This is a genomic window from Acinetobacter sp. BZX-2 (assembly GCF_055179795.1).
Genome location: NZ_CM143686.1, coordinates 3645623 through 3661322, shown reverse-complemented (window position 1 = coordinate 3661322; position 15700 = coordinate 3645623). Strand labels below are relative to the sequence as shown.

Genomic DNA, 15700 nt, shown 5'->3' with positions numbered 1-15700 from the left:
GATTTATGTCACATATTTATAATTTGTTATTTATAAAATTATTTACTAAATAAAAGATAGAGGTTTAGAAATGGCAATAATTCAATCAAATAGCTTTAAGGCTGGAACAAAAGTTACGATTTATTTATTGAAAGCAGATGGTTCAATTGATAGTTCAATAGTACCTATTGTAGTCACAGTACTTGCAAATGGTACATTTGCAAGAAATGTTCCATTTAATAATGGTGAAAATTTCTTACTCGTTGGTACGGATAAGCAGGGTTTGGCATATAGTACTAATTTTACCGTAGCAGATACAACAAGACCAGATAAGCCGCTTTTTTCAGCGCAGGATGATATCGGTGTTGTTCAGGGGGCAATTCAACCCAATACCACAACAGATGATAATCAACCTACATTTTCAGGTACAAGTAAAGAAGTTGGGGGTGTCGTTAAAATTTTTGACCAAGGCGTAGAAATTGGCTCTGCAACCGTGAAACCTGATGGGACTTGGTCATTTACACCAACAACACCTTTAGCAGATGGCAATCATGTCATTACCATTCAACAGGTTGATCCTAAAGGAAATATAAGTCCATTAAGTGATCCACTTACATTTGCTGTGGATACTCAACCTGTCAAAGTTGAAATTTTAAAGGCATTGGATGACTTTGGGTTAAACCAAAGTGATCTTGCCAATCATGCAATTACAGATGATGTAACGCCAACATTGGTGGGTACGGGGTTAGCAAATGCTGTTGTGCATATTTCTGAAAATGGGACAGAAATTGGTTCGACCACAGTAGATGCGACTGGAAATTGGTCTTTTGAGCTTCCTGCTCAAATCGATGGTACACATCAATATACAGCGACAATCATCAATAGCGCTGGAGTATCGGGTAGTACTCAATTTACATTGACGATCGATACAGTTGCTCCGACAACCACTGCAACTTTGACTGGTATTACGGATGATAGCGGTGTAGTTGGCGACTATATTACCAATGACCCATCATTGATTTTAAATGGAACCATTACAGGTACTGTTGAGCCTACAGATAAAATACAAGTGAGTATGGATGGTGGGGCAACATGGGTAGATGCCACTATTGATCCTATCAATAATACTTGGACACTTGATCATACAGCGCAGCCACTGGCAAATGGTCAACATGATGTTGTTGTTCGTGTGATTGATGAAGCTGGAAACATAGGCCCACTTTCAACGCCTCAAACGATCATCATTGATATAGAGATTCCAACAGCGCAAGCAAATATCATAGGGATTACTGAAGATACGGGTGTAGTAAGTGATTTTATTACAGCGGATACATCATTAATTATTTATGGAGCCACTACGAGTACTCTGGCGGTAGATGAAAAAGTTCAGGTACGTATAGATGGAGGATCTTGGGTTGATGCAACATTAGATCGTACAAACAATACGTGGACTTTGGATAACACTGCGAACCCATTGTCTGAAGGTTCACATCAAGTAGAAACACGTATTATTGATGCAGCAGGGAATACCACTGCACCTGTAGCAAAAGATATTGTTATTGATACAACTAAACCTGTAGATGGATTAATCACTATTTCAGGTATTACTGATGATACTGGTGTTGTTGGCGATTATATTACCAATGATAAAAGCTTAACGGTGAATGGTTTAGTCTTGCAACCTATCGCATCTGATGAACGTGTTCAGGTGAGTTTTGATGATGGTTTAACTTGGCATGATGCTGTTTTGGATCGTGTTCAGGGAACATGGTCATATGACAATACAGCGAATGAATTGTCAGAAGGTACGCATACATTAAAAGCTCAAGTGATTGATTTGGCGGGTAACGTGAGTTCACCTGTTCGTCAAATTATAGAGATTGATACGACAATCAGTCCACCTGATTCAAGTCATCTTACTTTTGATGCTATTACTGAAGATACAGGAACAGTAGGTGACTTTAATACTGGTGATAATACGCTTATTTTATCGGGTAAATTCCAAGGCTCAGCAGACGAACGTGTTCAAGTGAGCCTAGATGGTGGAACAACTTGGTTAGATGCTACGGTTGATTCTGCTACAAACACGTGGCGTTATGACAATACTGCAAATCAACTTGCAGATGGTTCATACACATTCTCTGCACGTATTGTTGATATTGCAGGGAATGTAACTTCACCTGTGTCTCATACGGTTGTTATTAATACCGCTCCGTTGGAAGCAGGGACGATTAAGTTTACTGCTATCACTGATGATACGGGTCTTGCAGCAGATTTTAAAACCAATGATAAGTCTTTGATTATTAGTGGAGAAGTTGTTAAGCCACTCAATGCAGATGAGCATGTGCAAATCAGTTTAGATGGTGGTTCTACATGGGTAGATGCAACGTTAGATCGTGCTGCTGGTACGTGGAGTTATGATAATACGCAGAACCAACTTGTTGATGGTACATATCGTTTAGAAGCGCGTGTGATAAATACAGTTGGAATTACAAGTCCAGTGATTACTCAGACGGTTGTTGTAGATACAGTTGCTTCAACTGCAATTGCAGACATTACGAGTATTACAACAGATACAGGAACCGCTGGGGATTATATTACCAATGATAATACCTTGCTGATCAGTGGTCGTATTCTCAATACGCTAGCGGCTGATGATCGTGTTCAAGTGAGTTTAGATAATGGCGTAACTTGGGTGGATGCTGTTGTAGACCCAGTGACACATACGTGGTCATTAGACAATACGGGTCATTCACTTGTTGATGGTACTTATAATGTTCAAGCTCGTGTAATTGATATTGTTGGAAATGTCGGCACTGTTTCAAGTAAAACGGTTGTAATTGATACACAAGCTTCTAGTGTGGTCAGTACGCTGACAGCGATTACAGAAGACACTGGTGTGGTTGGAGATTTTTCGACCAATGACAATAGTTTAGAACTGACAGGTTCTTTGTCAGCACCTTTAGCAGCAGGTGATAAAGTCCAAATCAGTTTAAATGGCGGTAAAACTTGGCTAGAAGCAACGGTTGATCCAGCAACAAATACTTGGTCATATGACAATACGGATAATCCGCTTGCAGATGGAACATATAAATTCCAAACACGTGTGATTGATCAGGCTGGCAATGTAGGACAAGTAACAGCTCAAGATATCGTTATCGATACACGTGCGCCATTAACATCGGCAGTATTTACAGGAATTACTGAAGACACAGGGATAACAGGTGATTACATTACCAATGACAACACATTAGTTTTTAAAGGAAAAATTAATGGTGGTGCCTTAGCGGCAGGTGATACTGTACAGTTGAGTTTGGATGGTGGAGTGACTTGGCTAGAGGCAACAGTTAATCCAGCAACACGTACTTGGAGTTACGACAATACAGCGAATCCATTGGCTGATGGGACGCATACTTTGATTGCACGTGTTGTTGATAAAGCGGGTAATCCTGGTTTTGAAACCACTCAAGAGATTCAAATTGATACAGCAGCATCTACCGCAACATCATCTTTAACCAGTATTACCACAGATACAGGTGTGCTTGGCGATTATATTACCAGTGACAATACGCTTATTTTTAAAGGTAAAGTTGAGGGTGTTCTAGCTGCTGATGAGCGTGTTCAAATCAGTTTGGATGGTGGCGCGACTTGGTTGGAAAGTACTTTAGATCGTGCTACAAATGTTTGGAATTATAATAATACAATCAATGAATTGGCTGATGGTAGTTATACTGTTCAATCACGTGTGATTGATACTGCGGGTAATGCAGGTGCTGTTTCAACACAAACAGTCGTTGTTGATAGCAGTATTCCTACAGCAACAGCAACATTAACCACAATTTCTGATGACACAGGTATAGCTGGTGATTTTATTACTCAAGACAGCAGCTTGTTATTCCAAGGGAATGTTACAGGTGTTTTAGCAACAAATGAGAATGTTCAAATTAGCCTTGATGGTGGTCGTAATTGGGTTGAAGTCACGCTAGATCGTACTGCTAATACTTGGCAGTTTGATCATACGAATACTCCTTTAGCAGAGGGTACTTATAACGTTCAAGTTCGTGTAATTGATACAGCAAATAACGTAGGACAACTCACTTCGCAAAATGTTGTTATTAACAGTCAGCCTTCTACGGCATCGGTTGAATTTACCAGCATTACTGAAGATAGCGGTATTGCAGGTGACTATATTACCAATGATAACAGCTTAGTTCTTCACGGTAAGATTTTGAATAATCTTGCGGCGACAGATTATATTGAAATCAGCTTAGATAATGGTGCAACTTGGCAAGGAGCAGTGGTTGATCGTACCAATCATACTTGGAGCTATGACAATACAGCCAATCCTTTAGCAGATGGTGCATACACGTTCCAAGCACGAGTCATCAATGTTGCAGGTGTAGCGGGTACTGCGAGTACTGTCAATGTTCAAATTGATACTCAAGCACCTGATGCAACCACTTTAGCAAAATTAACTACCATTACCGATGACACTGGTGTTATCGATGATTTTGTCACCAGTGATAATACTTTGCTGTTGAATGGTGAAATTACAGGTCAACTGGATGCGACGGATAAAGTATCAATCAGCTTAAATGGTGGTAAAACGTGGTCTGAAGCAACGGTTGATTATCCAAATAAAACATGGAGTTTCGACAATACGGATAATCCGCTTGCAGATGGAACATATAAAGTACAAGTCCGTGTCATAGATTTGGCAGGTAATCAAGGCGATATCTCTGAACAAGATGTGGTCATTGATTCTAGACCACCAGTTGCTTCAGCTTTATTCTCAAACATTACTGAAGATACAGGTGTGGCAGGTGATTACCAAACCAATGATAATACTTTAGTTTTCAATGGAACGATCATTGGTGATGTTGCTGCAAATGATGCTGTTGAAGTGAGTTTGGATGGCGGTACAACTTGGATTAAAGCGCTATTAGACCCTATTGCCAAAACATGGACACTGGATCACAGTGCAACAACATTGGTCGATGGGACTTATACTTTAGCTGCACGCGTTGTCGATCAAGCAGGTAATACAGGCCCACTTTCTACTCAAAAATTGGTGATAGACACTTCTGCACCAACGGCTACGTCTGAATTTACCAGTATCACTGAGGATACAGGTACAGCAGGCGACTATCAAACCAATGATCAAACACTTATGATTAGTGGGAAAGTTACAGGTATTTTAGCTACAGATGATCAAGTACAGCTCAGCTTAGATGGTGGTCAGACTTGGTTAAATGTCACTGTTGATTCAGCAACAAATACTTGGACATACAACAATACAGCCAATACCTTAGCTGAAGGGACTTATCAATTTCAAACGCGTGTTGTTGATAAAGTATTGAATGGCGTCGTCACAGATACGCAACAAGTGGTGATTGATCTAACACCACCGCCTGCGAGTTTAACCCTTGCATTTACTGGAATTAGTGATGATACGGGCATAGCAGGTGATTATAAAACCAGTGACACAACACTGATTATTAACGGTAAAATTGAGTCTGGTACGCTGACTGCAAATGACCATATTGAAGTGAGTGTCGATGGTGGTAATACATGGACAACTGTACAAATCGATCCAGTGAGTCATACATGGTCTTTAGACAACACAGCAAATACGTTGAGTAGCGGAACGCATCAATTTATTGCTCGTGTTGTGGATCAAGTTGGTAATATTGGACATCAAGTCACTCAAGATGTAACCATTGTGACTGAACCACCAAAAGCGACAGCTGATCTGACTTTAATTACTGATGATAGTGCTGTGGCAGGTGATTTTGTCACCAATGATCCATCTTTGATCTTCTCTGGAAATGTGACAGGGGCATTAGATCCTGACGAAACAGTTCAAGTCAGTCTAGATGGCGGCTTAAGTTGGTTAACAGCAACAATTGATCCTACGGGTACCCGTTGGAATTTGGATCACGCTGCAACAGACCTTGTTGATGGAAAATACACAGTGGTTACACGTGTGATTGATTCAACAGGTACAGCAGGTGCTGAAAATACAAAAGAAATCACCATTGATACAACAACACCGACTGCAACAACAACGCTATCAAGTATTAGTCAGGATAGTGGTCAAGCGGGTGATTTTATTACCAATGACAATACATTGATTTTTAATGGCACGGTTGTCGGTAATTTAGCAGCGGATGAGCGTGTACAGATTAGTTTAGATGGTGGTACAACTTGGACAGATGCAACTCTGGATCGTCCAGCAAATATGTGGATTTTGGACAATACGGCAGCAACACTTGCCGATGGCACGTACACAGTCGTGAGCCGTGTGATTGACCAAGCAGGTAATCTTGGCGCATCTTCAACCCCACAAAATGTCATCATTGATACCGCATTACCAAGTTCTCTTGCTTCTATTACCAGTATTTCTGAAGATACAGGTGTGAATGCATCTGACTTTGTGACCAAAGATGCAACATTAATCATTCATGGCAAAGCTTCAACAGCATTGGCAAGTAATGAAAAAGTCCAAGTTTCCTTTGACAATGGTGCAAACTGGGTAGATGCAACGAGCAAAGCAGATGGGACGTGGAGTTATGACAATACTGCACAGACTTTGCAAGATGGAACTTATACGGTTCAAGCACGTGTGATTGATACGGCTGGAAATAGTAGTGCTGTGGCAACACAGAATTTTACAGTAGATACGAAAGTGCCTACGGCATTGTCTGATTTAGATTTAAAAGATGATATCGGTGCAATACAAGGTACGATTCCAGAGCAAGGTGTGACGGATGATACGCGTCCAGAATTTACAGGTAAAGCCCCTGCGGATGCTGCATATGTCAATATATATGACAATGGTAGTCTCATTGGTACAGCAACAGTTCAAGCCGATGGAACATGGAGCTTTACACCAACTTTACCATTGGGTGCAGGGCCACATAGTTTAACTGCTGCACCTGTTGATGTTGCAGGAAATGAAGGCACTGTGACAACACCGTGGACATTTGATGTACTGGGTGCTCCACCGCCTGCCCCTGCAATTACCAATGTTGTTGATAATGTTGCAGGTGGACTATTCAACCAAACTATTCCAAAAGATGGTTTAACCAACGATAAAACACCGACGATTAGTGGAACTGGCCAAGTTGGATCTACGATTCATGTCTATAGTGAAGGTGTGGAAGTTGCAAATACAGTCGTCAAAACAGATGGTACATGGTCTGTTGAAGTTACCGATTTAGGTGCAGATGGTGCTAAAGCGATTAAAGCTCAGGCGGTCGATGCAGCAGGGCAATTGAGTCCATTTACTGGCGATTATGTGATTCATCTAGATACGCTTGTACCAAGCAAACCTGATTTGGCTGCGGTTGATAATGTAGGGCAAGTGGTCGGTACAATTAGCAATGGTAGTGTAACAGATGATGGAACTCCGACATTCTCAGGTAAAGGTGAGGTGGGTAGTACGATTACCTTAACCGATAATGGTACAGTTATAGGAACTGCAACAGTTCAACCAGACGGAAATTGGACATTTACACCAACAGTTGAATTGGCAGATGGTCCACACAATATTACTGTGACACAAACAGACCCAGCAGGAAACACCAGTGCGCCAAGTGATGCATTGACCTTCGATGTCGATAAGAGTGCTGTAGATATTACAATTAGTGCAACGGATAACAAAGCACCTGTTACAGGAGCAATCGCTGATGGTGGCGTAACCAATGATGATACGCCAGTATTGTCAGGTACAACCAAAGCTGGGGCAATTGTTAAAATTACAGATAAAGATGGGAATTCACTCGGTTCTGTAACGGCAGATGGTGCTGGAAACTGGTCACTTGAAGTGCCGACACAGAGCAATGGTGCACAGACCTATACGGCTACAGCAACATTAAGCAATGGCAATACCGCAACAGCAACAATCGGATTTAACATTGATACAATTAAACCAACAGGCTTAACTTTAGAAACAGTGAGTGATGATGTTGGACTTGTGCAGGGCTTATTGAAATCAGGTGATCGTAGTGATGACACTACACCAACAGTAGGCGGAAAAGCCGAAGCCAATAGTGTTGTTTCAGTCTATGAAAATGGGTTGTTGGTTGGTTCAACAACTGCAAAAGCTGATGGGACTTGGAGTTATACCATTCCTGCACCAGGTTTAACCGAGGGAACACATGCATTAACTGTAACCCAAACAGATCAAGCTGGAAACGCAAGTGATCCAACGACCGCATTTAATGTTGTGATTGATGTTACTGCGCCTGTTTCAACAGCAGTCATTACCGCTATTTCTGAAGATCGTGGTATCGCGGGTGATTTTATTACCAATGATAAGACGCTGGTAATCAGTGGTCAGATCAATGGGACTTTAGACGCTGGTGATAAAGTTCAGGTGAGCCTAGACGGTGGTGTGACTTGGAAAGATGCAGTGAGCAATGCCAATGGAACTTGGACATTGGATCAGACTGCCAATACGTTCGCAGATGGTACTTATAAGTTTGAATCTCGCATATTAGATGCTGCGGGTATTCCGGGTGTGGCGACATCGCAAAATGTAACGATTGATAGTGTTTTAACGCCGAATACTGCAATAAGTTTGACTGGTTATGAAGACAAAGGCGTTTCCGTTACAGACTTCTACTCGAACGACACTCAGTTTACATTGAATGTGACAGGTGAAGCAGGCGCACAAGTGATTTACCAAACACTGGTGGATGGTACTTGGACGGATCTAAATACAGCAACGATCGCTGCGAATAATACTTCATCGTATGACGTGGATTGGTCTGCGCAGCAAATCAATGATCAAAGCCGTAAGTTCCGTGCGGTGATCACAGATGTTGCAGGTAATAGCGCAACAGTTTATGTGGGTGGTACAGATGAAACAACTGCACAAAACTACCGTGTCGATAACGTGGCAGCGACAGGTAAGTTTAGTGGTAGTTTGAGTTCTTCAGCGCAAGGAGGATTAGATGTGGCTAACCCTGCCTTCCAATTTAGTGAAACAGGTGAGCGCAATTTTAAAGTCTATGAACAAGAGTACCGTGGTCAACATATTGAAGGATTGACAGAACTCACAACAGTTGATGGTTTGGATACCGATGCCAATGGGAAATTAGTCCTTTCACCATTGCTGGATCATATGGATAACTTTAAAAACTATGTGTTTGAAACCGTAGATGATGCAGGCAATATCTCGATAAATCCACAATTTATTCAACACATTCCGACGCCTTTGAGTGAGTTTGATGGGCAATCTAACTATGTGAATTGGTATTACACACCATACAGTTATTTAGGAGAGTTCAGTGCATCAACTTTCATGGAAATGGACGACATTAAATTCTACAATGACAGTGGTAACCTAGCAGGATTTGCAACGCGCTACGAGGGCAAACTTTATTGGGGAGAAGCGCAGGTTTATCTGACTTTAGGCAATGGTACAGTACTGACCACGACACTTGAGCCAAACACAGGTTACTGGGAGTTTAGTTATAACGGTGTGAATCCAATACCAGCAGGCGAGATTGCGGGTTTACGACTTGTTCCAGTCCACTTGCAAGGCTTAGCACAAAATGAACCGATGGAATATCGTTATGACCAGTCCATAGATCAGACCATTGCGGAAGGTGGTAACTTGTATCCACCAACAGCTTATGGCGTGTTGGGTTCATATAATAACTTGAATGCACCAGTGCAATACATCAAAGGTCAAGCAGATACCACAGGTAGTGAGGATTGGCACGACTCACTGGTGTACCAAGAATACACTAGTACCCGTGATAACGATGCGATCTACTCAAATGGTGTAGCGACGACCTTGGTGTACAAAGTATTAGATACGATCACAGCTGAGATGAATAGTGATGGGGCTTACTTAGGTGAAACAGGTACCACGATTGGCAATGGTTATGGTTCACAATTTGACTTAGGTACCTTTGGTAATAGCAACCTGAATGATTGGATTGATCGTAATGGTGATGATTCACTCAATATTGATGGTAATAAAAGCATAGACTTTGTTGATATTAATGGCGATGGGGTTTATGACGGCTCATCGGGTGATCAAAGTACGCAAGTGACGGATATTTGGAATCACTTTGACGTAGCGAAGGACAAGCTAGATATCAGTGACTGGATTGCGCAAATTGAGCAAGAGACAGGCGTGACCATTACGGATAGTAATATTGCGCAGTACTTAACAGCTGAATCGGTGACGAATGCTGAGACGAATGCGGTATCGACGGTGTTAAGCATAGACCGAGATGGTGCTGGAACGAGTTACGCAAGCAGTCAATTCTTGATTTTAGAAGCGACAGGTAAGTTGGAATTAACAGATTTGTTAAATAACAATATTATCCTACATTAATAACTAGATTCATAAGTGAAACTAAAAAGAGCCACATTACGATGTGGCTCTTTTTTATAGAAAAAGCAAAATAAATTAAAAAAAACGATTTAAATGTGAAATAGATCACAAAAATATGTATAATGCTTAAAATTAAACCAGTTTAAAAAACTAAACCTATTTTTTGTGTTAAAAAAAACTTTATAGAGGACACATTTATGGCTTCAACAAATATAATTTCATCTCCCAATTTTATGGCGAATAGCCCAGTTAGTCTAAAATTTTATGATTCGATTACTGGTGTTTTTTTAAAAGAGGTGACAGTTACGGTAAGACCGAGTGGTACATTTTCTTATGTTACTTCAGAATTTATTAATGGTGAAAAAGTCATCATTACGGGTATAGATAAACAGGGGTTACCAAATACTCAAGAGCTTATCTTGAATGACTATAAGGCTCCAGATATACAAGCAACCATAAATGCGACAGGTACGATTGTTTCAGGAACGTCTGAGCCTGGTGCAACGATTCAAATTAAAAGTACTACAACAGGTGCTGTTTTGGGAACGGCGATTGTTGCAGTAGATGGGACCTATTCAATTAGTCTTAATCCTGCTTTAGTTAATGGTGAAAATATTCAAGCTACTGCGACGGATGCTTCAAATAACTCTTCATCAAAATCTCTCATTGCTCCAGATCTTACTCCGCCAGCAGCACCTACGGATGTAGATGTGGTTGATGCAGGAGCGACAGTAACAGGTAAAGCAGAACCGAATTCAACGATTGAAATTAAAGATCCGAATGGAGTGGTGATTGGCACAGGTACCACAGATGCAAGCGGAAACTTCTCGATTCCAGTTAACCCTGCTCAAAACAATGGTCAAACCGTTACAGCAACGGCAACAGATGCAGCAGGAAATACTTCTGTTCCAACATCAGCACTTGCAGATAACGCAGCGCCAGTGATTACGACAGCTATCGTTGATGCGACTACAGGTACAACGATTACAGGTCAAGTATCAGAAGCAGCGACTGTTGTTGTGAAGGATGCAGCAGGTGTTGTATTGGCTACAGGTGTTACAGATACAACAGGCGTATTCAGCTTTGCATTAAATCCTGCTCAGGCAAATGGTGAAAAGGTTTATGTGACTGCGACAGATACAGCGCCAACACCATTAACTTCGGCAGTTTATGAAGCAACAGCGCCTGATATCACTGCACCAAATGCACCTACGGATGTAGATGTGGTTGATGCAGGAGCGACAGTTACTGGTAAAGCGGAACCGAATTCAACGATTGAAATTAAAGATCCGAATGGTGTGGTGATTGGCACAGGTACCACAGATGCAAGTGGAAACTTCTCGATTCCAGTTAACCCAGCTCAAAACAATGGTCAAGCCGTTACAGCAACGGCAACAGATGCGGCAGGGAATACTTCTGCTCCAACATCAGCACTTGCAGACAATGCAGCCCCAGTGATTACAACAGCTGTCGTTGATGCGGCTACAGGTGCAACGATTACAGGTCAAGTATCTGAGTTATCGACAGTCGTTGTGAAGAATGCTGCGGGCGTTGTATTGGCTACAGGTCAAACAGATGCAACAGGCGTATTCAGCTTTGCATTAAATCCTGCGCAAGCGAATGGTGAAAAGGTTTATGTGACTGCGACAGATACAGCGCCAACACCATTAACTTCGGCAGTTTATGAAGCAACAGCGCCTGATATCACTGCACCGAATGCACCTACGGATGTAGATGTGGTTGATGCAGGAGCGACAGTTACTGGTAAAGCGGAACCGAATTCAACGATTGAAATTAAAGATCCGAATGGTGTGGTGATTGGCACAGGTACCACAGATGCAAGTGGAAACTTCTCGATTCCAGTTAACCCAGCTCAAAACAATGGTCAAGCCGTTACAGCAACGGCAACAGATGCGGCAGGGAATACTTCTGCTCCAACATCAGCACTTGCAGACAATGCAGCCCCAGTGATTACAACAGCTGTCGTTGATGCGGCTACAGGTGCAACGATTACAGGTCAAGTATCTGAGTTATCGACAGTCGTTGTGAAGAATGCTGCGGGCGTTGTATTGGCTACAGGTCAAACAGATGCAACAGGCGTATTCAGCTTTGCATTAAATCCTGCGCAAGCGAATGGTGAAAAGGTTTATGTGACTGCGACAGATACAGCGCCAACACCATTAACTTCGGCAGTTTATGAAGCAACAGCGCCTGATATCACTGCACCGAATGCACCTACGGATGTAGATGTGGTTGATGCAGGAGCGACAGTTACTGGTAAAGCGGAACCGAATTCAACGATTGAAATTAAAGATCCGAATGGTGTGGTGATTGGCACAGGTACCACAGATGCAAGTGGAAACTTCTCGATTCCAGTTAACCCAGCTCAAAACAATGGTCAAACCGTTACAGCAACGGCAACAGATGCGGCAGGGAATACTTCTGCTCCAACATCAGCACTTGCAGACAATGCAGCCCCAGTGATTACAACAGCTGTCGTTGATGTGACTACAGGTGCAACGATTACAGGTCAAGTATCTGAAGCAGCGACAGTAGTTGTTAAAAATGCAGCGGGTGTAGTATTAGGCACAGGTCAAACAGATGCAACAGGTGCATTCAGTTTTGCATTGAGCCCGGCTCAGGCCAATGGTGAAAAGGTCTATGTTACAGCAACAGATACAGCACCAAATCCATTGTCTTCGGCAGTATATGAAGCAACAGCACCTGATATCACTGCACCAAATGCACCGACAGATTTAGATGTGATTGCTGACGGTACAACAGTTATTGGAAAGGCTGAACCGAATTCTAAGATCATTATCAAAGATGCTACAGGTACAGTGATTGGTACAGGTGTTACTGATGCCAATGGTGATTTTACTGTAGGCATTAGCCCAGCGCAGAAAAATGGTGAAGAGCTAAAAGTATCGGCACAAGATGCAGCAAATAATACATCGCCTGAAGCACCAGTGATTGCCGATGATATTACGCCACCAACGTTAGGTACGCCTACATTTAATGCAGATGGTACTCAAGTTGTCGGTACAGCAGAGGCAAATAGCATCATCACTGTGAAAGATGCAAATGGTAATGTTATTGGTACAGCGACGACTGATTCAAGTGGCGTATTTGCAGTAACTTTAGATAGACCATATGGTTTTGGCGAAAAAGTTAATGTGACTGCAACGGATAGTGCTGGTAATGTGAGTTTGCCACAAAGCGCAACGGCACCAATTCTCATTCATGCAAATAATGATGTGGCACAAGCAGATGTTGATCTAGGTTATACAACAACAACGTCTACATATACTGAAAAGAAATCTTTTGGTTCAGTATTTAAATTCCTTGGTATGCCTATTTTGGGCTGCAAAGCTGCTGAAATTAACTTTAATGTTAGCGATACTCAGAAGACAAGTGTTGATATCAAAGCAACAAATCTTGGCTTAAGTAGTTTCTTTGATGCGATTAAGGTCACACTGTATAAGCAAAATACAGATGGTTCTTGGGCAAAAGTCGTTTCAAATAAAGATGCCGGTTTATTTAATAAATTCTTCTTATTCTTCCCTGAACAAGGTCGTATTTCTACTCAAAATCTTGAGGAAGGTAACTATAAAATTATTGCTGAAGATTTAACATTATTTAGCTTTGTGTCTGTAAATTGCCTAAATGTGACTTATAAAACAGAGACTAGATCTGATGTTTTAGAAGTGATCAAAGCCAATGTGCTTGAAGGCGATGTATTATTGAATGATGTAGGCGCGAGCAAGGTTGTGACGAAAATAACCAATGCTGATGGTCAAACTGTTGATGTGACTGCAACAGGAACGACATTGGTGGGTAAATACGGAACAATTGTTATTGAAGCAGATGGTTCTTATAAGTACACGCCAAACAAAGATATCAAAGTTGTGGGGCAGGTAGACCAATTTACTTATAGCATCACAGATGCCAATGGTAATGTTTCAACTGCTAAAGTATTTGTGCAAATTAAAGCAGATGAAGTGAAGTTGGAATGGAATCCAAATGATCCATCTCAACCAGCGAAAATGTTGAGCTTAAAAAATGACGTAGATACTGTACACATTGATCTATTTAAGCAAATCAATACATCTACGCAAGCTGTAACTTCAGGTGAATTAACAGCAACTTACAATAAATCATCGAGTGTTGTTTCGAGTAGTTTTACTGTAGCAAGTCAGTCTGAGTCAGTTGTTAAAGTTGCTGTAAAAGGCGGCTACGAGAAAAATATTTTTGGACAATATAAAGTTTATCAAGATGCAGATGACACAACATTTACGTGGCAATTGCAGCGTTACAATAGTAAAACCAGTCAATGGGAAAATGTTGCAGGGCAGTCAGGTTCTAAATATTTTGATAAATGCGGTAATTGTGTTTATACCGGTAATGAATTATTTAGTGCCAATGTAAATGTCACTGAAGCTGGAAAATATCGTGTGAATTTTACTGCGAAGTCTGGTTACTGTGGTCATCCATGTCCGCAAGAGTTTGATACAGATGTGACTGTTACAACGAAAACTGTGACTGATCAATGGTATCAGGATGGATATGGATCAACATCAGGCAACGTCTTTACTGGTGTGAGTACAGATACAGCAAATGTTGACACATTGGGTATTTTTGCCAAGAAACTTGCAGTTTCGGTTGATGGCGGAGCGACATTTACAGATGTGACTTCGAGCAGTACGGTACAAGGTCTATACGGTAAATTAGCGATTAATGCAAATGGCGATTATACCTATACCCAAACCAGCAATACGCCTGTTACAGATAATTTTGTGTATAAAGTAACTGCTGCAAATGGTGAAACAGCTATGGCAACATTGAAAGTTGGTTTTGAAAGTACAGTTCATGGTACTGCATATGCTGACAATGTGACATCTAACGCAATTGAACAGGTACTTGAGCTGGGTGCTGGTGCTGATACGGTTAAATTTACCGCATTTAATGATTTTGACAATCAAATTGATCTTTGGACTGACTTTTCAAAAGCTCAAGGTGACAAGATTGATGTGAGTTCATTATTAAGTGGGCAAACGGTAACTGACCAAAATATCAGCCAATACATCTCAGTTGTTCAAGATGGATCTTCAAGTGTTATCCGTGTTGATCTTGATGGAAGCGGTACACAATATAATGCGAAAGATCTTGTGATACTTCAAAATCAACAATTGAATTTAGATGACCTATTACAAAGTCACAGTATTTTGTACTAAGGTAAATATTTATTGATGATTGAAATTAAAAAGAGGGTTTAAGCTCTCTTTTTAATTTAAAAAAAGTGGCTATAATTTTGTTTTTAATAAATAAATTTGTGTATTAATATGCAAGATAAGTGATACATTC

The 15700-nt window shown here is 41.2% G+C and carries 2 protein-coding genes; both read left to right on the top strand.

Annotated elements, in window-relative coordinates:
- The first annotated feature begins 70 nt into the window (after nt 1–70).
- On the top strand, nt 71–10336 hold the full coding sequence (locus tag ACY45D_RS17205) for an Ig-like domain-containing protein (protein WP_463107792.1): 10266 nt from the start codon (nt 71–73) through the stop codon (nt 10334–10336).
- A gap of 197 nt (nt 10337–10533) precedes the next feature.
- Nucleotides 10534–15570 carry a BapA/Bap/LapF family large adhesin gene (locus ACY45D_RS17200; protein WP_463107791.1) on the top strand — a complete coding sequence of 1679 codons (5037 nt, stop codon included), beginning with the start codon at nt 10534–10536 and terminating at the stop codon, nt 15568–15570.
- Nucleotides 15571–15700 lie beyond the last annotated feature (130 nt).

Bases quoted from the DNA above. Each gene is read 5' to 3' on its own strand.
- ACY45D_RS17205 (WP_463107792.1), top strand. From the start codon at position 71: ATGGCAATAATTCAATCAAATAGCTTTAAGGCTGGAACAAAAGTTACG.
- ACY45D_RS17200 (WP_463107791.1), top strand. From the start codon at position 10,534: ATGGCTTCAACAAATATAATTTCATCTCCCAATTTTATGGCGAATAGC.